This is a genomic window from Nocardioides aquaticus (assembly GCF_018459925.1).
GTDB lineage: Bacteria > Actinomycetota > Actinomycetes > Propionibacteriales > Nocardioidaceae > Nocardioides > Nocardioides aquaticus.
In genome coordinates, this window is sequence record NZ_CP075371.1 from 1536015 (window position 1) to 1557243 (window position 21229).

The following is a 21229-nucleotide window of genomic DNA, read 5'->3' on the forward strand; positions in this document are numbered from 1 at the left end:
GCACCTACGTCGTACGCCGCACCGCGAAGCGGGGGCAGCCGTCCGCGGCGACGTCCTCACCGACGTACTCCTGGTCCCGCATCCGGCACCACGCCGGGACGTCGTGACGGGCCGCGGGGTCGGTGGCGACGACGGCGAGGACCTCGCCGACGGCCACCCGGGGCAGGGCACGGGCCAGCTCCACCACCGGCAGCGGGCAGCGCAGGCCCCGGCAGTCCAGCTCCAGGGCCGGTGCTCCGCCGGGACTCACAGGCCGACCTCGGCGCGCAGCCCTGCAACGACCTCCGGCAGGACGGCGACGAAGCGCTCGACCTCGTCGGCGGTGGTGTCGCGGGCGACCCCGACGCGCACGTTGCCGTGGGTCAGCGCGCCCATCGCGGCCAGCACGTGGCTCGGCTCGAAGGTGGAGCTGGTGCACGCGGACCCGCTGGCCACCGCGAACCCGCGGGCGTCGAGGGCGTGGACCAGGGCCTCGCCGTCGACGTAGAGGCACGAGAAGGTCACCAGGTGCGGCAGGCGGTCGACGGGATCGCCGACGACCTCGGTGTCGGGGAGGGCCGTCGCGGCGGCGCGGATCCGATCGACCAGACGCCGTTGCCGGGCGGCGACCTCGTCCCGCTCGGCCACGACGGCCTGCAGTGCCGCGGCCGCCGCGAGCGCGGCAGGGACGTCCTCGTGGCCGGTCGTGCGCTCGTCGACCCGGTCGTCCGGCGGGAACGGCGAGGTCCACCGGACGCCCTTGCGCACGAGCAGGACACCCACGCCGGCCGGGCCACCCCAGTGGTGGGAGGACCCGGCCGCGGCCGACCACCCGTCGGGCAGCGGCTCGCGCCCCATCGAGGCCCGGGCGTCGGCGAAGAGGGGCACCCCACCCAGGCGGGTGGCCACCTCGGCCACGGGCTGGCGGGTGCCGACCTCGTGGTTCGCGCTCTGGAGCGCGACCACCGCGACCCCGGGCCGCCCGGCGGCGCGCAGCAGCTCCTCCACGTCGACACGGCCGGAACCGTCGACACCGACGTCCTCGACCGGGCCGGCCCACCGCGCCGCGTGGAGCACGGCCGAGTGCTCGACGGCGGCGTGGACGACGCGGTCCCCGGCCCGCCGACGGGCCGTCCGCAGCCCGAGCAGGCCCCGGTGCACGGCCTCGGTGCCGGAGCCGGTGAAGGAGACCTCGTCGGGCCTGACCCCCAGGGCTTCCGCGGTCGTCTCGCGGGCGCGGTCCAGCAGCATCCGGGCCCGGCGGGCGGGGCCGTGCAGGCGGCGCGGATCGGCGTACCCGGCCTCGACCGCGGCGCGCAGGGTGTCCCGCGCAGCCGGGTGCAGCGGCTCGGAGGAGGCCGCGTCCAGGTAGCCGCTCACGGCGGCAACCTAGCCGGTGGGGGCGAGGGCTCCGGGGACCACGGGTGAAGTACTCTCTGCAAGAGAGATTCTCCCTTCGAGAGGAAGGCCTGTTCGTGGGTCTGCAACTCCCCGGACGCCGCGCCGAGGCGTCGCGTCGCCGGCGCCTGACGGCGTCGTTGATGCTCGTCGCCGGTGCCGCGCTGCTCGCTGGCTGCTCCTCCGACACCGAGGCCGGTCGGCTCGGGTTCCCCGATCCGGTGTCGGTCCAGGCCGAGTCGAACCTCGAGCTGTGGCGTGGTGCCTGGGCGGCAGCACTCGTGACCGGCGTCGTGGTCTGGGGTCTGATCTTCTATGCGGTCCTCCGCTTCCGGCGGCGGTCCGACGACGAGATCCCGGTGCAGACGCGATACAACCTCCCGCTGGAGATCTTCTACACGATCTTCCCCGTCATCATGGTGATCGTCTTCTTCTCCCAGACCGTGCGCGTACAGAACGTGATGTTGGACGACTCGCCGCCCGACAACGAGCTGACCATCGTCGGCCAGCAGTGGCAGTGGACCTTCAACCACCCCTACGAGGAGGGCGGTGAGGAGGAGAACGTCTACGAGGTCGGCGCGGGCAACTACATCCCCACGCTCTACCTGCCCGTCGACGAGACCACCCGGTTCAACCTCTACTCGCCCGACGTGATCCACGACTTCGGCGTCCCGGGCTTCCTGATGAAGATGGACGTCATCCCGGGCCAGGTGAACTCCTACCAGGTCACACCGACGACCGAGGGCGACTACCTCGGCAAGTGCTACGAGCTTTGCGGGGTCTCGCACTCCCGGATGCTCTTCAACGTCAAGGTCGTCTCCCGTGCGGAGTACGACGACTACCTCGAGCAGCAGGCTGCCGCGGGCAACGTCTCTGACGAGCCCGTCCTCGGTGGCGCGTACGCCAACACCCAGGTCGGCCTCGAGGACGAGGCTGCCGAGGAGGGATCAGAGTGACCGCCACCGCCGAGAGGCCCACCGCCACCAACGCGACGCTGCCGCGCAAGACCCTGGGTCGTCAGCTCGTCACGCTGATGACCACCACCGACCACAAGCTGATCGGCAAGCTGTACCTGATCACCTCGTTCACCTGGTTCCTCGTCGGCGGCGTGATGGCGCTGCTGATCCGCTCCGAGCTGGCCTTCCCGGGCTCGCAGGTGGTCAACGACGAGCTCTACAACCAGCTGTTCACGATGCACGGCACGATCATGCTGCTGTTGTTCGCGACGCCGTTGTTCTTCGGCTTCGCCAACGTGATCATGCCGCTGCAGATCGGTGCGCCCGACGTCGCGTTCCCGCGCCTGAACATGTTCAGCTACTGGCTGTTCCTCTTCGGCGGCCTGATCGCGGCCTCCGGGTTCCTGACCCCCACCGGGGCGGCCGACTTCGGCTGGTTCGCCTACACCCCGCTCTCGGACGCCGTACGGTCCCCGGGCGTCGGCGGTGACCTGTGGATCATGGGCCTGTGGATGGCCGGACTCGGCACGATCCTCGGTGCGGTCAACTTCATCACCACGATCATCTGCATGCGCGCTCCCGGGATGACGATGTTCCGGATGCCGATGTTCGTCTGGAACACGCTGGTCACCAGCCTGCTGGTGCTCATCGCCTTCCCGGTGCTGGCCGGCGCGCTGCTCATGCTCGAGGCCGACCGCCAGTTTGGCGCCAACATCTTCGACACCTCGCACGGTGGCGCGATCCTGTGGCAGCACCTGTTCTGGTTCTTCGGCCACCCGGAGGTCTACATCATCGCGCTGCCGTTCTTCGGCATCGTGACCGAGATTCTCCCGGTCTTCAGCCGCAAGCCGATCTTCGGCTACGTCGGCCTGGTCGGCGCCACGATGGCCATCGCCATCCTCTCGGTCGCAGTGTGGGCGCACCACATGTTCGTGACCGGCTCGGTGAACCTGCCCTTCTTCTCGGGCATGACGTTCCTGATCGCGGTGCCCACAGGAGTCAAGTTCTTCAACTGGATCGGAACGATGTGGGGCGGGTCCCTGTCCTTCGACAACCCGATGCTCTGGTCGGTCGGGTTCCTGACCACCTTTCTGTTCGGGGGTCTGACCGGGGTGATCCTGGCCAGTCCGCCCCTCGACTTCGCGGTATCGGACTCCTACTTCGTGGTCGCGCACTTCCACTACGTCGTCTTCGGCACCGTCGTGTTCGCGATGTTCGCGGGCTTCTACTTCTGGTGGCCCAAGATGACCGGCCGGATGCTCAACGAGCGCCTAGGCAAGCTGCACTTCTGGCTGCTGTTCGTCGGCTTCCACACCACCTTCCTGGTCCAGCACTGGTTGGGAGCCCAGGGTATGCCGCGCCGGTACGCCGACTACCTCTCGATCGACGGGTTCACCGGGCTCAACCAGGTCTCGACGATCGGTGCCTTCATCCTGGCCGCCTCGACGCTGCCGTTCCTCTACAACGTCTACATCTCGCGCAACGCCCCGCTCGTCGAGGTCGACGACCCCTGGGGTTGGGGCCGCTCGCTGGAGTGGGCGACGTCCTGCCCGCCGCCGCGACACAACTTCGTCACCCTGCCCCGCATCCGCTCGGAGTCCCCGGCCTTCGACCTGCACCACCCCGAAGTCGTCGCCGTGGAGCTCGACGACAACCCGGCCGCGCGTGACGGCAACGCAGCCGACGCGCCCGACATGGCCGGGCGCGAAGAGGTCATCAACGACCGGACCAACCGACGCAGCAACGAGCGCAAAGACGGTGACCGATGAAGTCCGAGGCCTGGATCTTTGGCGTCACTAGCATCTTCCTGGTGCTCGTGACGCCTGGCTACTGGCTGATCACGTCGGCCGGTGACACGGGTGGGGACTGGACCGGCACGTCGGCGTTGGCCATGACCACGCTGCTCGCGGCGATGGTCACGTTCTATCTGGGGTTCCATGCGAGGCGCATGGATCCTCGTCCTGAGGACCGTCAGGACGGCGAGATCGCCGACGGTGCCGGAGAGCTCGGGTTCTTCCCGCCGTACTCCTGGTGGCCGCTGTGGTGCGCCTCCGCGATCGGCGTGATCGTGTTCTCGGTCGCGATGGCTGCCTGGTGGCTGTTGATCATCGGTGCCGTGCTCGGAGCGATCGCCCTGATGGGTCTCGTCTTCGAGTACTACCGGGGCTTGCACGCCCACTGAGCGCGGTACGGGCCCTCGCGCGTGAGTGCGGGAACCGGGGTCGTGTGCACCTGCTTGTTAGGCTGAGCGGGGTCGGAGGATCTCTCCGGCCCCGCTCAGCTGTCTTCTCACTGCCCCGGGAGCTCGTGCATGTCCCTTCCGTCCCGTTCCTCCTCCCAGTCCCGTCGCCTCGTCGCACTGGCCTCCGCCGCCGTCCTCGCCGGCAGCCTGGCTGCCTGCTCGACCGGCCCCAGCGCGCCGGAGACCAAGGGTGACGCGAGCGACGGGGGAGCACCCCGCGCCGGGGGCACGCAGGCCGCGTCCGAAGACGCCGCCCGACCCACGGTGACCACGAACGTCGCCCGGGGCGCCCAGGGCGTCCCCGTGGACACCACGGTGCAGGTGAGCGCCGACGGCGGCGAGCTGAGCCGCGTCACGGTCTCCTCGCCCGCGGGGCGCCTTCCCGGGACGCTGAGCGACGACGGCGCCGCCTGGGCGGCTGCCGAGCGCCTCGAGCCGGGCACGACGTACGACATCAGCTCGGTCGTCACCGGCACCGACGGTCGTGACGTCACCGAGTCGAGCTCGTTCACCACCGCGCCGCTCACGCTGGACGAGCAGACCTTCGCCTCCGTCGCGCCGCTCGACGGCGAGACCGTGGGCGTGGGCATGCCGGTCGTGGTCAGCTTCGACGTCCCGGTCACCGACCGTGCGGCCTTCGAGAAGCAGATGACCGTGACCTCCAGCCCCGCCCAGCCGGGCACCTGGCACTGGATGAGCGACTACGAGGCGCACTGGCGCCCGAAGGCGTACTGGGAGCCGGGCACCACCGTCGACGTCGACGTCGACGTCAACGGGGTCGACGCCGGCGACGGGATCTACGGCCAGGAGGACCGGGAGGTCGGCTTCACCGTGGGGGACTCCCACGTGTACAAGGTGAACGCCCAGACCCACCAGATGCAGGTCTTCTCCAACGGCGACCTGCTGCGCACGATCCCGATCACCACCGGCAAGGCGGGGTTCACCACCCGCTCCGGCACGAAGGTGATCATGGAGAAGTTCGAGAGCCGTCGGATGAACTCCGAGACGGTCGGCATCGCGGCCGGCAGCGCCGAGTCCTACGACATCGCCGACGTGCAGTACGCGATGCGGCTCACGTACTCCGGCGAGTTCATCCACGCCGCCCCCTGGTCGGTGTCCTCCCAGGGTTCTGCCAACGTCTCCCACGGCTGCACCGGGATGAGCACCGAGAACGCCGCCTGGCTCTACGGCATGACCCTGCGCGGCGACGTCGTCGAGTACACCGGCACCGACCGGCCGATGACGCTGGACAACGGCTACGGCGACTGGAACGCCTCCTACGCCGACTACCGCCAGGCCTCCGCTCTCGGCTGACCCCCGCCGAGGTGACGCTCGCGGCGCATCGAGGTGACGGTCGCGGCGCGCTCCCGGTCGTCCGTATCGCCGTCAGTCGGGTGGGTGCGGGCGTGCGCGTACTTGCGAGTTCGGGAGCGTCATCCCGGCAGATCCCCGCCGAGGTGACGCTCGCGGCACGTCGAGGTGACGCTCGCGGCGCCTCGTGGTGACGGTTGCGGCGCGCTCCCGGTCGTCCGTGTCGCTGTCGGTCGGGTGGAGCCGGGCGCGCGGCTCCCGGGTGGTGGGTGAGTGCGCCGTACGGGCTTGTGGTGTCGCGAGGCGCCGGGGCGTGCAGCTGGACCGGCGAACATCCACGGGTCCGAGAACGTCCTCGGCTGATCCCCGCCGAGGTGACGCTCGCGGCGCGTCGAGGTGACGGTTGCGGCGCGTTCTCGGTCGTCCGTATCGCCGTCGGTCGGGTGGGTGCGGGCGCGCGCGTCCTGGGTGGTGGGTGAGTGCGCCGTACGGCGCCGTGGTGCCGCGAGGCCCCGGGACTGCACAGCCGGATCGGCGTGTACTTGCGAGTCCGGAAGCGTCATCTCGGTGCGCCGCGACCGTCATCTCGGCTGTCCGCAAGCGTCATCTCGGCGCGCAGAACGGCCCGCCGCATGGTCTGCGACGGGCCGTCCTGGTGGTGCGGGCTGTGCGGGTGGTGCGTCAGTCGTTGCGGAGGTGGTCACCCTCGACGGCGTGCTTGCCGTCGTACTGGTGGCCGTCGGCCGCGCGGCCGTCCAGCGCCCCCTGCAGCTCGTGGGCGTGCTCGGCGTGGTGGTGCGCCTCGTCGAGCTCCTCCCGGGTGGGAGGTGCCGTGTCGTGGGCGAACCAGGCCTGGGACAGCTTGGCCCGCACCCGGTCGATGCGACCGTTCGGTGCGTCGACCCCGTTGGCGTCGGTGGCCGGCAGCGCCGCGTACGCCTTGGTGTCCTCACGGGAGGTGAGGGTGTAGACGGACTCCTGGGGGAGCGGCGCGTGCCGCTCGGAGAACCCGCCCTCGGGCGAACGCATGATGATGCCGGTCTCGTAGCCGTGGAGCACGTCGTCACGGTCCTTGCGCTGCAGCGAGATGCACCAGCGCCGGGCGATGATGAAGGCGATCACCGGTCCGATGAACACCGCCGCCCGCAGGAAGTACGTGATCTGGTTGATCGACAGGTCGAAGCGGATCGCGATGATGTCGTTGCCGCCCGCGGCCCACATCAGGCCGTAGAAGGTCATCAGCGCGACCATCAGGGCCGTCCGCGTCGGCGCGTCACGGGGACGCTCGAGCAGGTGGTGGTCCCGCTTGTCGCCGGTGATCCAGTTCTCGATGAACGGCAGCATCAGCAGGATCGTGAACATCAGCCCAGGCAGGATGATGATCGGCACGAGCACGTTCCACGACAGCGTGTAGCCGAAGAGCTCGGTCTCGATGCCCGGCATGATCCGCAGCGCACCGTCCGGCCAGCCCATGTACCAGTCCGGCTGGGACCCGGCGGTGACCTTGGTCGGGTCGTACGGTCCGTACCGCCAGATCGGGTTGATCGTCATCAGCCCACCCATGATCGCGGTGACGCCGAAGACGACGAAGAAGAACCCGCCGGCCTTGGCGGCGTACACCGGGAGCATCGGGAAGCCGACGACGTTCTCCTCGGTGCGGCCGGGGCCAGGCCACTGCGTGTGCTTGTGGTAGACGAGCAGCAGCATGTGGGCCGCGATCAGGCCGAGCAGGATGCCCGGGATCAGGAGCACGTGGATGATGTAGAGGCGCGGGATGATGCTGTCGCCGGGGAACTCGCCGCCGAACAGGAAGAACGAGACGTAGGTGCCCACGACGGGGATCGACTTCACGAAGCCGTCCGCCGCGCGGATCCCGGTGCCCGAGAGCAGGTCGTCGGGCAGGGAGTAGCCGGTGAAGCCCTCGAGCGTGCCGAGCAGCAGCAGCAGCGACCCGATCACCCAGTTCAGCTCACGGGGCTTGCGGAACGCGCCGGTGAAGTACACGCGGAGCAGGTGCACCATCATCGCGGCGATGAAGAGCATCGCCGCCCAGTGGTGCATCTGGCGCATCAGCAGGCCGCCGCGCACGTCGAAGGAGATGTGCAGCGTGGAGGACATGCCCTGGGACATCTCGATGCCGCGCAGCGGGGCGTAGGAGCCGGTGTACGGGGTCTCCGCCATGCTCGGGTCGTACCAGAGCGTCAGGAAGACTCCGGTGAGCAGCAGGACCACGAAGCTCCACAGGGCGATCTCGCCCAGCATGAACGACCAGTGGTCCGGGAAGACCTTGCGCAGGTTCTTCTTCATGACCGTGCCGAGGCCGAGGCGTTCGTCCGCCCAGTTGGCTACTGCTCCGGTACGGGTGGGCGCCGTGGCAGCGGTGCCTGTCGTCGTTGTCGCCACCTTGCTGGTGTCGATCGTCATCTTCAGCCACGCTCCCAAAAACTTGGTCCGACGGGCTCGTCGAAGTCGCTCTGTGCTACAAGGTACCCCTCGTCATCAACCGCAAGGGCGAGCTGCGGCAGCGGCCTGGCGGCCGGGCCGAAGATCACGTTCGCACCGTCTGCCAGGTCGAAGGTCGACTGGTGGCAGGGGCACAGGACGTGGTGGGTGGTGCGCTCGTACAGCGAGATCGGGCAGCCCACGTGGGTGCAGATCTTCGAGTAGGCGATGATCCCCTCGACGGTCCAGTTCTCGCGGCCCTCGACGGCCTCGATCTCCTCGGGCTCCATCCGGACCACGATCACCGGGGCCTTGGAGTTGGCGATCAGACGCACGGTGCCCTCGAGGACGAGCTCGCCCTCCTCGTCGGTCTCGTAGAGCGCGGCGGCGGTGGCGTTCACCAGGTCGCCGATCTCCAGGTCCGCGGCGCGGATCGGCGTGCCGATGACGTCGCGCACGACCCGCATCCCGTCGGCCCAGACCGTGTTGGCCAGGCCGGCACCCTCGTACGGCTGCTCGGTGGCGACCTGGCCCGGGGTGGGGCCGAGGTCGCGCAGGAGCACCACGGCGGGGACGCCGAGGAGGCCGACCGAGCCGAGCAGGGTGTTGCGGATCAGGGGGCGCCGGGCGATCCCGGACTCCTCGGTGCCGACGCGCAGCGCCTCGAGCGTGGCCTCGCGGTCCTCGTCGGAGGACCGGGCCGGGTGCCGCATCTCGGAGATCTCGTGGTCACCCATGAGCTTGCGGGCCCACTGGATGATCCCGACGCCGATGAGCAGCAGCGCGATGCCCAGGCACAGGCCCAGGGTCACCGTGGAGGCGCCGAGGCCGAGGAACGCGTCCCCGTCGCCACCGATGTCGAAGACGAAGTAGCTGACGACGAAGAGCACGACGAAGACCTGGGCGGCCACGAACATGCCGGCGACCTGGCGCTCGGCGCGCTTCTCGAGCTTCGGGTCGACGTCGGTGGGACGCCACTGGTGGGCGGGCAGGCCGGGGTCCGCGACCGGGGTGTCGGTCCGGACCGGGGTGAACTCACCGTGGCTGTCGGGCACGACGCCGCCCTGCGGCGAGGCGCCGGGGGTGGTGCCGGGGACAGTCGGGTGCTGGCCGCTGGGGTCCTTCGGGTCGTCGGGAGTCACTCCGTGGTGCCCTTCTGCTTGAGCGAACGCGTGCTGTGGGCCGCGATCCAGATCGCGAAGCCGACCAGGCCGCCGATGCCGACGACCCAGGCGAAGAGGCCCTCGGCCACCGGACCCATGCTGCCGAGGCCGAAGCCGCCGTACGTCGGCTGCTCCTCGGACTCCTGCAGGTAGGCGATGACGTCGCGCTTGTCCTCGGGTGCCAGGTTGCCGTTGGAGAAGGTCGGCATCGACTGGGGGCCGGTGAGCAGGGCCTCGTAGATGTACTTGGGCTCGACGCCCTGGAGGCTGGGGGCGTAGCCGCCACGCGGCATGGCGCCGCCGGCGCCGTCGAAGTTGTGGCAGGCGGTGCAGTTGGTGCGGAAGATCTCGCCGCCGCGGACGACGGCCTCCTCCTGCTCCTCGGCCGAGAGCCCCTCGACGGAGTACTCCGACTCCTCGGGGACCGCCGGGCCGGGGCCCAGGGAGGCGACGAAGGCGCCGAGCGCCTCGATCTCCTCGTCGGAGTAGATGGTCGGCTTGGAGGGGGCCTGCTGGCCGGGCTGCACCAGCGGCATCCGGCCGGTGCCGACCTGGAAGTCGACCGCGGCGGCGCCGACGCCGGCGAGCGCCGGGCCGTACTGGGTGCCGCTCTCGGTCAGGACGCCCTCGCCGTTGGTGCCGTGGCAGAAGGCGCAGCCGATGAGGAAGAGCTCACGGCCCTCCTCGACCTGGGCGGCGTCGCTGGCGGTCGTCTCGGCCTGCGCCGGGGCGAAGGCGGCGTAGAAGGTGCCGGTGGCGAACAGGCCGAGCAGCAGCACCAGGAGCGCGGCGACCGGGCGCCGACGGTGCCTCGACAGTCGGCCGGCGGTTCTGTTGAGCAGACGCACGATGGGTCCTCAGGATCGGGGTCGGGGTTCGGCGGCAGAGGTTCTGGCGGCAGGGATTGCGGTGGTGCCGTGCTCGGAGGGACGACTACTGGATCAGGTAGATCGTCGCGAACAGACCGATCCACACGACGTCGACGAAGTGCCAGTAGTACGAGACCACGATCGCGCTGACCGCCTGCTCGTGGGTGAACTTGCGGGCCAGGTAGGTGCGCCCGAGGACGAGGAGGAAGGCCAGCAGCCCGCCTGCCACGTGGATGCCGTGGAACCCGGTCGAGAGGTAGAAGACCGAGCCGTAGGCCGACGCCGACATGGTGACGCCCTCGGCGACCAGCTCGACGTACTCGACGGCCTGACCGGCGACGAAGACCGCGCCCATCAGGTAGGTGAGGATGAACCACTCGCGCAGGCCCCACTTGCGGAACTGCAGGAGCGAGCCGCTGCGACCGACCTGGCCGCGCTCGGCGGCGAAGACGCCGAGCTGGCAGGTCAGCGAGGAGAGCACCAGGATCGTGGTGTTCGCCAGGGCGAACGGGACGTTGAGCATCTCGGTGTTCTGCGCCCAGAGCTCGGGGCTCACGGAGCGGATCGTGAAGTACGCCGCGAACAGCGCCGCGAAGAACATCAGCTCGCTCGAGAGCCAGATGATGGTGCCGACGGCGACCATGCTGGGTCGGTCGTGATGCCCGTGGAGGCGGGAGGCCGGGATCGTTGCTGTGGTCGCCACGCGTTCATTATGCCCCGGCCACCAGGCCCGGGCACCCCCACCCCGCAGCGCGTCGCCGCACCCGCCCGGGGGCTAGGTTTGAACCGTGCTCACGACCCTCCTGGTGACGCTGCCGGCGGTGCTCGGCACGGTCGTGCCCGAGGACGCCCCGGTGCTCCCGCCGTTTGGCCTCGGAGCGGTCTTCACCCAGTGGGGGCTGGCCCCGGTCCCGCTCGTGGTCACCGTCTGGGGCGCCGGCCTCTACCTGCTCGGCGTGTCCACGCTGCGCCGGCGCGGGGACGCCTGGCCGTGGGCGCGGACGTTCTCGTTCGTGGTCGTCGGCATGGGCGCCTTCTACCTGGCCACGTCGTCGGGCTTCGCGGCGTACGACAGCACCCTGCTCAGCGTCCACATGGTCCAGCACATGGTGCTCTCGATGGTGGTCCCGCTGGCCCTGGCGTTGGGGGCGCCGGTCACCCTCGCGCTGCGGACGCTGCCCGGAGCGCCCCGCCGGCTGCTGCTGGCCCTGCTGCACTCGCGGGTGGCGCGGGTGCTGTCCTTCCCGCCGTTGACGTTCGCGCTCTACGTGCTCTCGCCGTGGGCGCTCTACTTCTCGCCCTGGTACGACGCCTCGCTCACCTCGACGTTCGTGCACGAGATGATGCACCTGCACCTGGTGACGGTGGGGGCGCTGTTCTTCTGGCCGCTGATGGGCATCGACCCCGTGCCCGGTCGGGTGGGCTACCCGTTCCGGGTGGCGATGGTGGTGCTGACGCTGCCGTTCCACGCCTTCCTGGGCGTCACGATCATGGGTCAGTCCACGCTGATCGGCGGGGACTGGTACCCGCGACTGGCTGCAGGCCCGATGGGGTCGTGGCTGCCCGACGCCGCAGCCGACCAGGAGCTGGCCGGGGGCATCCTGTGGGGATCCGGCGACCTCGTGGGGATCGGGTTCTTCATCGTGCTGTTCGTGCAGTGGGTGCGCTCGTCGCACCAGGAGGCGCGACGCGAGGACCGGCGCCTGGACCTCCTGGAGGCCCGCGAGGCCCGCGAGGCGCGGGCGGCGGCCGAGCAGACCGGGCGGTAGCATCGCCGGTGTGAGCGACGCGACCTCCCCGGCCCCCCTGAAGGTGCTCGTCTACAGCGACGACGTCAACACGCGGCAGCAGGTGATCCTGGCCCTGGGGCGCCGCCCGCACCCCGACCTGCCCGAGGTCGAGTACGTCGAGGTCGCGACCGAGCCGGTGGTGATCAAGGTCATGGACGCCGGCGGCGTCGCGCTGGCCATCCTCGACGGCGAGGCGGCGCCGGCGGGCGGGATGGGGATCGCCAAGCAGCTCAAGGACGAGATCTACAACTGCCCGCCGGTCCTGGTGCTCACGGGGCGCCCGCAGGACGCCTGGCTGGCCACTTGGTCGCGAGCCGACGGCGCGGTCGCGCACCCGCTGGACCCCATCGAGCTGGCGCAGACCGTGGTCACCCTGCTGCGCTCGCGCGTCCCGGCCTGAGCCGGGCGTGAGCGCCACGACCTGGCCCGACGTCCTCGGCGCGCTCGTCGCCGGACAGGACCTCGGGGCCGAGCAGACCACGTGGGCGATGGGCGAGATCCTCGCCGGCGCCGCGACCCCGGCCCAGGTCGCCGGCTTCGCGGTGGCCCTGCGTGCCAAGGGCGAGACCATCGAGGAGGTCGCCGGCCTGGTCGACGCCATGTGGGAGGCCCGGACGCCCCTGGAGGTGCCCGGGCGTCTGCTTGACGTCGTCGGCACCGGGGGAGACCGGTCGATGTCGGTCAACATCTCCACGATGTCGGCCATCGTCGCCGCGGGCGCCGGGGCGCGGGTGGTCAAGCACGGCGGCCGGTCGGCGTCCTCGCAGAGCGGGTCGGCCGACGTCCTCGAGGCGCTGGGCATCCGGCTCGACCTGCCCGCGTCGCGGGTCGCCGAGGTCGCGGTCGAGGCCGGCATCACGTTCTGCTTCGCCGCCGCCTTCAACCCCGCGATGCGTCACGTCGCCGGGACGCGGCGCGAGCTCGGCATCGGCACCACCTTCAACATGCTCGGTCCGCTGGCCAACCCGGTGCGTCCCCAGGCGATGGCCGTCGGCTGCGCGGACCTGCGCGCGGCCCCGGTGATGGCGGGTGTCCTGGCCCGTCGCGGTGCCGACGCGTGGGTCTTCCGCGGCGACGACGGGCTCGACGAGCTGACCACCAGCACCACGTCGACGGTCTGGGTCGTCCGTGACGGCGAGGTCGTGCGCACGAAGATCGACCCGGCGGCGTTCGGGCTGCCGCCGGCCACCGCCGAGGACCTGCGTGGGCACGACGCGGCGTACAACGCCGGGGTGGTCCGCCGCCTGCTCGACGGGGAGACCGGCCCGGTGCGCGACGCGGTCGTGCTGAACGCCGGCGCGGCGCTCGCGGTCTACGACGACCCGTCGGCCGAGCTCGCCGACGCGCTCGCGGCCGGGGTGGAGAGGGCCGCGCAGGCCATCGACTCCGGTGCCGCGGCACGCACGCTCGCGGCCTGGGTCACCGCCGCCGGGGCCTGAGAGTCAGTCCAGGCCGAGGGAGAACGCGGCCTCGAGGTCGTGGCGGGAGTAGGCCCGGAACGCGATGTGGGTCTCGGTCTCGCTCACCCCGGGCACCTTGTTGAGCCGGTCGGCGACCACGTGGGCCACGTCGTCGTGGTGGCGGACCCGCACCAGCGCGATCAGGTCGATGGTGCCGGTGACGGAGTAGACCTCCGAGACGCCGTCGATCTCGGCGATGGACTCCGCCACCTCGGGGATCCGGGCGACGTCGGCCTTGACGAACACGATGGCGGTGATCATCTGCTCAGCCTAGGAGACGCCGGCCGGTGAGGGCAGCCCGACGGTGGCCGGGTCGCGCGGGCCCGGGGCGAGCCGGGTGAGGTGTGGCGCCGCCCCGCGGACCGGGCAGGTCCACTCGCCCTCCACCTCCACCAGGCGTACGCCCGGCTGCTCCAGCCAGCGCAGCACCCGCTCCGACTCCGCCGCGCTCGCCGCGGGCACGGGCCCGGGCCGGGCGGCGACGGTCTCGGCGCTCGCGCGCAGGGTGTCCACCCAGGAGTGCGCGTCGGCGCCCGGCGGGATGACGCCGGCCGCGGAGAGCCGGCCGTGGCGTACCACGTGGACCGCCCACCGCCCGTCGTCCTCGCGCCGGGCGGCGACCACCTCGCGGCAGGCGGCCAGGGAGCCGAGCCGCTGGGTGCGGGACGCGGCGCGGACGAAGGAGGCCAGCCGGTCCCGGTGGGCGCCGGCCTCCTCGAAGCGCTCCTCGGCGGCCAGCGCGGCCATCTTGTGGTTGATCGTGTCGACCACGTCGTCGGGGCGGCGCAGCAGCGTGTCGCGCAGCCGCCGGACGACGGCGCCGTAGGTGAGCTGGTCCACGGAGCCGTCGCAGGGCGACAGGCAGCGGCCCAGCTCGGCCAGCGCGCACGGCGTACGGGAGGGCAGCGCCGGCATCCGGCCGCTGCACTGACGGACCGGGAAGGTCTGGTGCAGCGCGTCGAGGCACTGCTCGGCGGCGCGCCGGGAGGCGAACGGACCGAGGTAGTCGGCGTCGTCCTCCAGCACGGCCTTGACCAGGGAGAGCCGGGGCCACGGCTCGCGGGTGAGCTTGACGAAGGTGGTCTTCTCGGGGAACTTCGAACGGCGGTTGTACCCGGGCTTGTGGTGGGCGATCAGGCGCAGCTCACGGACCTCGGCCTCGAGCGGGGTGGCGCACTCGATGCCCCGCACCCGCGCGGCGAGCGCGACCATCTCGCCCATCCGGCTCCGCTTCTCCGAGGCGGTGAAGTAGGTGCGCACGCGGGTGCGCAGGTCCCGGGAGGTGCCGACGTAGAGCACGCGGCCACGCTCGTCCTCGAAGAGGTAGACCCCGGGGGCGTGGGGCAGGCCGTCGGCGAGGTGCCGCTTGCGGCGGGTCGCGGCACTGACCCGGGAGGTGTAGGTCTGCAGCTCCTCCAGGGTGTGCACGCCGACGCCGCCGAGGCGCTCCATCAGCGCGTGCAGCACGTGGACGGTGGCGCGGGCGTCGGAGAGCGCGCGGTGGTCGGGCGTGGTGGGGGAGCCGAACGCCCGGGCCAGGGAGGACAGCTTGCAGTTCGGGGCGTCGTCGCGGGTGATCACGCGCCGCGCCAGCCGGGCGGTGTCGACGATCTCGACCTCGGGCCAGGCGCGACCCTGGGCGCTGGCGAAGTGGCGCAGGAAGCCGATGTCGAAGGGGGCGTTGTGCGCCACCAGGACGCAGCCGGCAGCGAACTCGAGGAAGGCCGGCAGCGCCGCCTCGATGCGCGGGGCGCCGACGACCATGCCGTTGGTGATCCCGGTCAGCACGGAGATGAAGGCGGGGATGGAGCCCTCGGGGGCGACCAGGGTCTGGAACTCCCCGAGCACCTCCCCTCCGCGGACCTTGACCGCGCCGATCTCGGTGATCTCGCACCCGTCGCGCACCGAGGCCCCGGTGGTCTCGAGGTCGACCACGCAGAAGGTGACGTCGCGCAGGGGCGTGCCGAGCTCGTCGAGGCTGCGCTGGACCTCCCAGCGCGGGGACGGGGTCGGGGGAGCGGTGGTCACGGTCGTGACGCTAGGTCGCGGCACCGACAGCGGTGCGGAGGACGCGCGGTCCGTGGGGTCGGTGCGCGAGGGCTGTCGGCGGCGGGTGCGACGTTCTGTCCCATGACGACGAGAATCGACTGCGACTCCTGCGTGGTCCGCGGACTGGCCTGCCACGACTGCGTGGTGACGGTGCTCCTCGGGCCGCCGCCCGAGCTCACCTTCGACGACGAGGAGCGGCGCGCGCTCGACCTGCTGGCCGCCGGCGGGCTGGTGCCGCCACTGCGCCTGGTGCAGCCCGTCGACGGTCCCGAGGTCGAGTCGGCCTGACCCCGGCAGCTCCTCGAATCGGCCCCTCAGGACCAACGTCACGCCTGTGGACGCACGTTTGGTCGGTCGCGGGCCCGAGGTTAGGGTGGCCGCTCAGGTGCCCGAGGACGTCGACCACCAGGGTCAGCGGCGGGCACCGCGTCGAGTTGCGAACCGATCCGTCGGGGAGCGAGCCGGGGAACCAAGCACCTGGGGTGAATCCCCTGGCGCGGCCGCGTGCGGCCGGGCGGGGGTAGGGCACAGTCGAGCCCGAATCCGTCAGCTCACCTGGTAGACGTCACGACTACAAGGGAGACCGCCCGCTTTGCAGCACGGTCGTCATCGTTTTGCCAGCGTCCTCACCGGACTCACCCTCGTCGCCGGCGTCAGCCTGGTGTCGTCCTCGCCCGCCGCGGCCGAGCCGACGCTGGACGAGGTGAAGTCCCGCGTCGACACCCTCTACCACGAGGCCGAGATCGCCTCCGAGCGCTACAACGACGCCCGGCTGGAGCTCGACGAGCTCACCGACGACCTCGACTCCCTCTCGTCCGACCAGCAGCGTCAGGACCGTCGCCTGGAGGCCGTGCGCGAGCAGGTCCGCGACACCGTCCTGCAGCAGATGCAGGGCGACAACCTCTCGGCCATGGGCCAGGTCGTCGTCAGCGACGACCCGCAGGCGTTCGTCTCGCAGATGAGCACCATGTCGGCGTTCTACCAGCTCCAGCAGGGCATGTTCACCGACTACGCCACCGAGCTGAAGGCTCTCGACCTGCGCGCCGGCGCCACCGAGGACCGCGCCTCCGAGGTCGAGGTCGTCGAGCAGCGGCTCAAGGCCGAGAAGGACACGATCGACGCCAAGGTCGACGAGGCCGAGGCGCTGCTGGCCGACCTCGAGGCCGAGGAGCGCGAGCGGCTCGCCGCCGCGCAGGCCGCCGAGGCCGCCCGCTCGCAGGCCACCGTCTCCCGCTCCACCACGCCCGAGGCCGAGCCCGAGGCCGAGGAGGAGCCCGCCGCGAGCGTGCCCGCCTCCGGCGGGGCCGGTGCCGCGGTCAGCTACGCGATGTCGCAGGTCGGTGACGCCTACGTCTACGGCGCGGCCGGCCCCGACGCGTTCGACTGCTCCGGTCTGACGATGATGGCCTGGGGCGCCGCCGGCGTCGGCCTGCCGCACTCCTCGGGCGCCCAGATGAGCTCCGGCCCGTCGGTGTCGTCCTCCGACCTGCAGCCCGGCGACCTGGTGTTCTACTACAGCCCGGTCAGCCACGTCGGCATGTACATCGGCAACGGCCAGATCGTGCACGCGGCCAACCCGGGCACCGGCGTCGCCATCGCCCCGGTCTTCTCGATGCCGTTCTCCGGTGCGGTCCGCCCTGGCTGAGCACGCCACGCCTCGGCGCGAGGCCGGTCGTCCACGATGGTGGAGGGCCGGCCTCGTGCTGTTCCTGCTGCTGGTCGCCGGGGCCGTGGCCTGGGCCGCGCTGACCCCCGACCGGTACGTCGCCGGCTCGGCCGAGCCCGGGACCGGGCTGCCCGTCGTGGCCGACGGCGCGGCGGCCGCCCGGGCGGTCGAGCAGGTCGAGCGCGCGGTGCAGCGCCGGGACCCGGGGCCGCTGGCCGGCCTCGGCGCCGACCCGGCCGCCCAGGAGCGGCTGGACGCCGTCGTGGCCAACGCCCGTGCGATCGATGTCGTCGACTTCGACCTCCGCTACGTCGAGGAGACCTCGCCGGTCGACGCCGACGGCCGCTGGCGGGCCGAGGTGGAGGTCGCCTGGCGCTTCGCCGGCTACGACCGCGACGTCGCCTCCACCGAGACCTCGGTCGACCTGGTCACCGACGAGGACGGCACCCGGGTGGTGGCCCTCGCGCCGGTGGACGGCAGCGGGCCCGGCGCCGGGCGCAGCCCGGTGTGGCTCACCGGCCCGGTCGAGGTCGCCTCGTCACCGACCACGTTGGTGGTGCAGGCCGCCTCGTCCACCGGGCCCGACGCGGAGGCGTACGACGCCCGGGCCGACCGCGCGGTCGCCGTCGTCGAGCGGGTGCTGACCGGCTGGGACGGCCGGCTCGTCGTGGAGGTCCCGGCCGGGGAGGCCGGTCTGGACGCCGCCCTGGGCGTCGAGCCCGGCACGTACGGCGCGATCGCCGCGGTGACTGCCGCCGTCGACGGCGCACCCACCGGCTCGCCGGTGCACATCTTCCTCAACCCCGACGTCTTCGGCCAGCTGCAGGCGCAGGGCGCCCAGGTCGTGATGAGCCACGAGGCCGTGCACGTCGCCACCCGCGCGCCCAGCAGCGGCGCGCTGCCGCTGTGGCTGCTGGAGGGGTTCGCGGACTACGTCGCGTTGCGCGACGTCGACCTGCCGCTGTCGACGACGGCCGCCCAGGTCGTCGAGCAGGTCCGTGAGGACGGCCTGCCGCGGACGCTGCCGGGGCAGGCGGAGTTCGCGACCGGCGCCACGCACCTCGGCGCGACGTACGAGGCGGCCTGGGTGGCCTGCCTGGTGCTGGCCGACCGCGGTGGCGAGGAGGCCCTGGTGGACCTCTACGACGCCGTCGACGGCGGTGGGTCGGTGAGCCGGGCGCTGCGGGCGGACTTCGGGTGGGACGAGGCCGACCTCACCGAGGCGTGGCGGGACCGGTTGGACGCGCTCGCGGGCTGAGGGGTCCTGATACGCCGACGGCCCCCGCTCCGTGGGAGCGGGGGCCGTCGGGCGGCGAGATGAGGTCAGTTCAGCACGTCGCCGTGGCGGCGGCGCCACTCTCGGTTTCGATCGTGTCGCAAGTGTCCTCAAAGGCCTCGCTGACCACGGGACCGATCGCGAAGACGGCGACCACGACGAGCGCGGCGATGCCGGCCACGAGCAGGCCGTACTCGACGGCGGAGGCGCCGCGCTCACCGGCGGTGCGGCGGGTCTGGGCGAGGAGGGCGATCAGCTTGTCGATCATGTGGGGTTCCTTCGTGTGGGGGGACGTCCGAGGCGGGTCGAGTGGCCCCGCACACGAGTTCTCGGCGGACCCCGGGAGCGATCTGAGAGTCGATCGGACACACCGATCTAGTCCTTTCGGACTAGGTCCAGATCATCGGGACGAGGGGTCCACCGACGACAGGAGGCCCGACCGCATCGCGGTGACCAGGGCCTGCGCCCGGTTGGCGGCGCCGAGCTTCTGGTAGATCCGGGTGATGTCGGACTTGGCCGTGGACTCGGCGAGGAACAGCCGTTCGCCGATCCCGGCCGAGCCGAGCCCCTCCGCGAGGAGCAGCAGCACCGCGTGCTCGCGCTCGGTGAGCGCCCGCTCGCGTGAGGCCCGTTGGCGGACGACCGCCTGCACCAGTCCGGCGCACACGAACGACCCGGGTGACACCGCGGAGCGGCGGGCGGCCGCGACGACCTCGGAGGAGGGGGCGTCCTTGCCGACGAATCCGGAGGCGCCGGCCTGCATGGCCGCCAGGATCTGCTCGTCCCCGGCGTGCATGGTCACCACGACCAGCCCGACCTCGGGGCGACGGGCGCGCAACCTGCGGACGATGTCGAGGCCGGTGCCGTCGGGCAGCTGGAGGTCGGTGACGACGACGTCGGGTGAGTGCTGGTCGTGGGCGGCCTGCGCCTCCGTCACCGTGGCCGCGGTGCCGACGACCGACAGGTCGGGCTGCAGGTCCAGCACGGTCGACAGGCCTTCGCGGACGAGGGCGTGGTCGTCGACGACGAGCACCGTGGTGGAGGTGCTCACGCGTCCGCCGTGACGGAGGGGCGCCCGGCGCGCGGTGAGGGCCAGGCGTCGGCCGGTCGACCGACGCCGACCGCCACGCGGACACCACCGTCCTCGCCCTCCTCGATGGCCAGCTCCGCACCGACCAGGCTGGCGCGCTCGCGCATGATGGCGAGCCCGTGGGAGTCGGGGCGGGGCTGCTGCATGCCAACGCCGTCGTCGGTGACCACGATCCGGGCGTCGGGGGCGTGCACCTGGCAGAGCACCTCCACGCTGCGGGCGTGGGCGTGCTTCACGGCGTTGTTCATCGCCTCCTGGCCGATCCGGAAGAGCTCGGCCTCGACCTCGGGCTGCAGCCTGGTCGGGTGCTCGTCGGCGGTGACCTGGATCGCGACGCCGGACGCCTCCGAGAGGTGCCGGGCGACGGTGGCGAGGGCGGCGCCGAGGCTGGGGGAGCGTCCGACGCTGCTGCGCAGGGTCAGGACCGCCTGACGGACCTCGGCCACCACCGCGGTGACCCGCTCGCGCAGGACCCGCAGCTGCTCCTGCTGGTCCGTCGTCGTCTGCCCGGCGGCGAGCGCGTCGATCAGGTAGCCGAGTGAGGCGATGTCCTGGGCGACGCCGTCGTGCATCTCCCGGGCCAGGCGCTGCCGCTCGTCGGCGGTGGCGCTGTCGCGGAAGGCCGCGAACAGCAGGGCGGTGTCGAGGTGGACGGCGGCCGGGCGCAGCTCGTGCTCGAGCCGCGCCAGGGACCGCTCGACCCCGATGGCGTCCAGGTCGACCTCGGACGGGAGCAGGCCGGCCACCACGGCGGACTTGCCGAGCGGCCAGGCGAACGCCCGGTCGTCGACGACGACGTCGCCCCGCGACCAGGCCGCCTGGGCCGCGTCGCCACAGGCCGGGAGGTGGGCGTCACGGTCGGCGGCCTCGGCCACCAGCGGGCTCAGTGCCTCACCGCGCGGCGCGTAGAGCGCGACCGCCACGGTCGGCACCCGGTCGTTGACCGCGGCCAGGATCGACCCGCCCAGCGCCGTGACGTCGAGGCCGGAGCGCAGGCCGCCGGACAGGTCGATCAGCTCGCGGATCAGCTCCTGGGCGTACAGGTAGGGCGCCAGCTCGGTCGGGATCTGCAGCACCGCGGTCCGCACGAAGGTGGCGATGAACCCGAGGCCGAGCCCCCCGAGTAGCCAGACGGCGGCGAAGAGCAGCTCCTCGGACGGTGGGAGACCGAAGAGGGCCAGGGTGATCACGGACAGCGCGAGGACCTCCGCCAGCAGCGCGACGCCGACACCGACCACGCCGCGGTAGAGGCCGCCGACGAAGGGGGCGACGAGCAGGGCGCCGAGGACGGCCGGCTCGGTCTGCAGCCCGACCGCGGCGACGATGCCGGTGGCCATCGCCTCGCCGGCGACGAGGGGCAGCGCGGCCACGGTCGGCCGTCCCGTACCGACCTGGGCCACGGCCCAGACCGCGGCCAGCGCGGCCACGGCGACGACGGCGTCGCTGTCCCGACGCCACAGGACGGGCGCGAGAACACCGATCAGCACCACCACCCGAGTGGCGGCCGTGACCAAGAACAGCTGGCGCGAGCGCACGAG

21 protein-coding genes and 1 riboswitch are annotated in these 21229 nt (G+C 71.9%); of the genes, 10 read left to right on the forward strand and 11 right to left on the reverse strand.

What is annotated here, in order from left to right; all coding sequences use genetic code 11:
* Positions 1–4: 4 nt before the first annotated feature.
* The gene (locus ENKNEFLB_RS07450) at positions 5–250 is read right to left on the reverse strand and encodes a sulfurtransferase TusA family protein (RefSeq protein ID WP_246535896.1); all 246 of its coding nucleotides are present in this window, start codon (positions 248–250) and stop codon (positions 5–7) included.
* Positions 247–1359 (reverse strand): cysteine desulfurase family protein, encoded by a 1113-nt coding sequence (locus tag ENKNEFLB_RS07455; protein ID WP_214058605.1) that lies wholly within the window; start codon positions 1357–1359, stop codon positions 247–249. The genes ENKNEFLB_RS07450 and ENKNEFLB_RS07455 overlap by 4 nt, the downstream gene beginning before the upstream one ends.
* 95 nt (positions 1360–1454) lie before the next feature.
* Between ENKNEFLB_RS07455 and ctaC the strand changes: the two genes are divergently transcribed.
* The 4 genes from ctaC (at position 1455) to ENKNEFLB_RS07475 (ending at position 5889) form a co-directional block, all read left to right on the forward strand.
* Positions 1455–2333: an aa3-type cytochrome oxidase subunit II gene (ctaC, locus tag ENKNEFLB_RS07460; protein WP_246535897.1), complete on the forward strand. Its 879-nt coding sequence runs from the start codon at positions 1455–1457 to the stop codon at positions 2331–2333.
* The gene (gene ctaD / locus ENKNEFLB_RS07465) at positions 2330–4102 is read left to right on the forward strand and encodes an aa3-type cytochrome oxidase subunit I (protein WP_420830532.1); all 1773 of its coding nucleotides are present in this window, start codon (positions 2330–2332) and stop codon (positions 4100–4102) included. Before ctaC ends, ctaD begins: the two co-directional genes overlap by 4 nt.
* Positions 4099–4515, forward strand: a complete 417-nt coding sequence (locus tag ENKNEFLB_RS07470) for a cytochrome c oxidase subunit 4 (protein ID WP_214058606.1) — start codon at positions 4099–4101, stop codon at positions 4513–4515. Before ctaD ends, ENKNEFLB_RS07470 begins: the two co-directional genes overlap by 4 nt.
* Before the next feature lie 129 nt (positions 4516–4644).
* Positions 4645–5889 (forward strand): L,D-transpeptidase, encoded by a 1245-nt coding sequence (locus ENKNEFLB_RS07475; RefSeq protein WP_214058607.1) that lies wholly within the window; start codon positions 4645–4647, stop codon positions 5887–5889.
* A 678-nt stretch (positions 5890–6567) separates the two neighbouring features.
* On the opposite strand, the gene qcrB is transcribed toward ENKNEFLB_RS07475, so the two are convergent.
* From qcrB to ctaE, 4 genes are all read right to left on the reverse strand, one after another.
* Positions 6568–8310, reverse strand: coding sequence for a cytochrome bc1 complex cytochrome b subunit (gene qcrB, locus ENKNEFLB_RS07480; protein WP_214058608.1), 1743 nt, complete (start codon positions 8308–8310; stop codon positions 6568–6570).
* Between the two features lie 2 nt (positions 8311–8312).
* A complete protein-coding gene (qcrA, locus tag ENKNEFLB_RS07485) occupies positions 8313–9383 on the reverse strand; it encodes a cytochrome bc1 complex Rieske iron-sulfur subunit (protein WP_214059377.1) in 1071 nt (356 codons plus the stop codon).
* An 83-nt stretch (positions 9384–9466) separates the two neighbouring features.
* Positions 9467–10339, reverse strand: a complete 873-nt coding sequence (qcrC, locus tag ENKNEFLB_RS07490) for a cytochrome bc1 complex diheme cytochrome c subunit (protein ID WP_214058609.1) — start codon at positions 10337–10339, stop codon at positions 9467–9469.
* Positions 10340–10424: 85 nt separating this feature from the next.
* Positions 10425–11063, reverse strand: coding sequence for an aa3-type cytochrome oxidase subunit III (gene ctaE, locus ENKNEFLB_RS07495; protein ID WP_214058610.1), 639 nt, complete (start codon positions 11061–11063; stop codon positions 10425–10427).
* 85 nt (positions 11064–11148) lie between these two features.
* On the opposite strand from ctaE, the gene ENKNEFLB_RS07500 reads away from it, so the two are divergent.
* Genes ENKNEFLB_RS07500 through trpD form a run of 3 tightly spaced genes read left to right on the forward strand, consistent with a single transcriptional unit; the run spans position 11149 to position 13589 of the window.
* The gene (locus ENKNEFLB_RS07500) at positions 11149–12129 is read left to right on the forward strand and encodes a cytochrome c oxidase assembly protein (protein WP_246535898.1); all 981 of its coding nucleotides are present in this window, start codon (positions 11149–11151) and stop codon (positions 12127–12129) included.
* Between the two features lie 10 nt (positions 12130–12139).
* The gene (locus ENKNEFLB_RS07505) at positions 12140–12550 is read left to right on the forward strand and encodes an Rv3143 family two-component system response regulator (RefSeq protein ID WP_214058611.1); all 411 of its coding nucleotides are present in this window, start codon (positions 12140–12142) and stop codon (positions 12548–12550) included.
* A 7-nt stretch (positions 12551–12557) separates the two neighbouring features.
* Positions 12558–13589: an anthranilate phosphoribosyltransferase gene (trpD, locus tag ENKNEFLB_RS07510; RefSeq protein ID WP_214058612.1), complete on the forward strand. Its 1032-nt coding sequence runs from the start codon at positions 12558–12560 to the stop codon at positions 13587–13589.
* Between the two features lie 3 nt (positions 13590–13592).
* On the opposite strand, the gene ENKNEFLB_RS07515 is transcribed toward trpD, so the two are convergent.
* The gene (locus tag ENKNEFLB_RS07515) at positions 13593–13871 is read right to left on the reverse strand and encodes an Lrp/AsnC family transcriptional regulator (protein WP_214058613.1); all 279 of its coding nucleotides are present in this window, start codon (positions 13869–13871) and stop codon (positions 13593–13595) included.
* A 9-nt stretch (positions 13872–13880) separates the two neighbouring features.
* On the reverse strand, positions 13881–15638 hold the full coding sequence (locus tag ENKNEFLB_RS07520; RefSeq protein ID WP_214058614.1) for a DEDD exonuclease domain-containing protein: 1758 nt from the start codon (positions 15636–15638) through the stop codon (positions 13881–13883).
* Between the two features lie 102 nt (positions 15639–15740).
* Here ENKNEFLB_RS07520 and ENKNEFLB_RS07525 point away from each other — a divergent pair, with 102 nt between their 5' ends.
* From ENKNEFLB_RS07525 to ENKNEFLB_RS07535, 3 genes are all read left to right on the forward strand, one after another.
* Positions 15741–15947, forward strand: coding sequence for a hypothetical protein (locus ENKNEFLB_RS07525; protein WP_160008157.1), 207 nt, complete (start codon positions 15741–15743; stop codon positions 15945–15947).
* Between the two features lie 144 nt (positions 15948–16091).
* Positions 16092–16238: riboswitch (cyclic di-AMP (ydaO/yuaA leader) on the forward strand.
* 82 nt (positions 16239–16320) lie between these two features.
* Complete coding sequence (locus ENKNEFLB_RS07530) at positions 16321–17304, forward strand: C40 family peptidase (protein ID WP_246535899.1); 984 nt, start codon at positions 16321–16323, stop codon at positions 17302–17304.
* A 55-nt stretch (positions 17305–17359) separates the two neighbouring features.
* Positions 17360–18583 carry a hypothetical protein gene (locus ENKNEFLB_RS07535; RefSeq protein ID WP_214058616.1) on the forward strand — a complete coding sequence of 408 codons (1224 nt, stop codon included), beginning with the start codon at positions 17360–17362 and terminating at the stop codon, positions 18581–18583.
* A gap of 70 nt (positions 18584–18653) precedes the next feature.
* Here the strand turns inward: ENKNEFLB_RS07535 and ENKNEFLB_RS07540 are convergent, their stop codons facing one another.
* From ENKNEFLB_RS07540 to ENKNEFLB_RS07550, 3 genes are all read right to left on the reverse strand, one after another.
* The gene (locus tag ENKNEFLB_RS07540) at positions 18654–18869 is read right to left on the reverse strand and encodes a Flp family type IVb pilin (RefSeq protein WP_214058617.1); all 216 of its coding nucleotides are present in this window, start codon (positions 18867–18869) and stop codon (positions 18654–18656) included.
* Positions 18870–19001: 132 nt separating this feature from the next.
* Positions 19002–19652 carry a response regulator transcription factor gene (locus ENKNEFLB_RS07545; protein WP_214058618.1) on the reverse strand — a complete coding sequence of 217 codons (651 nt, stop codon included), beginning with the start codon at positions 19650–19652 and terminating at the stop codon, positions 19002–19004.
* Complete coding sequence (locus tag ENKNEFLB_RS07550) at positions 19649–21226, reverse strand: sensor histidine kinase (RefSeq protein ID WP_214058619.1); 1578 nt, start codon at positions 21224–21226, stop codon at positions 19649–19651. The genes ENKNEFLB_RS07545 and ENKNEFLB_RS07550 overlap by 4 nt, the downstream gene beginning before the upstream one ends.
* Positions 21227–21229: the final 3 nt, after the last annotated feature.

Coding starts and splice junctions, on each gene's coding strand:
- ENKNEFLB_RS07470 (WP_214058606.1), top strand. CDS start 4,099: ATGAAGTCCGAGGCCTGGATCTTTGGCGTCACTAGCATCTTCCTGGTG.
- qcrB (WP_214058608.1), bottom strand. CDS start 8,310: ATGACGATCGACACCAGCAAGGTGGCGACAACGACGACAGGCACCGCT.
- ENKNEFLB_RS07540 (WP_214058617.1), bottom strand. CDS start 18,869: ATGATCGACAAGCTGATCGCCCTCCTCGCCCAGACCCGCCGCACCGCC.
- ENKNEFLB_RS07525 (WP_160008157.1), top strand. CDS start 15,741: ATGACGACGAGAATCGACTGCGACTCCTGCGTGGTCCGCGGACTGGCC.
- ENKNEFLB_RS07515 (WP_214058613.1), bottom strand. CDS start 13,871: ATGATCACCGCCATCGTGTTCGTCAAGGCCGACGTCGCCCGGATCCCC.
- ENKNEFLB_RS07475 (WP_214058607.1), top strand. CDS start 4,645: ATGTCCCTTCCGTCCCGTTCCTCCTCCCAGTCCCGTCGCCTCGTCGCA.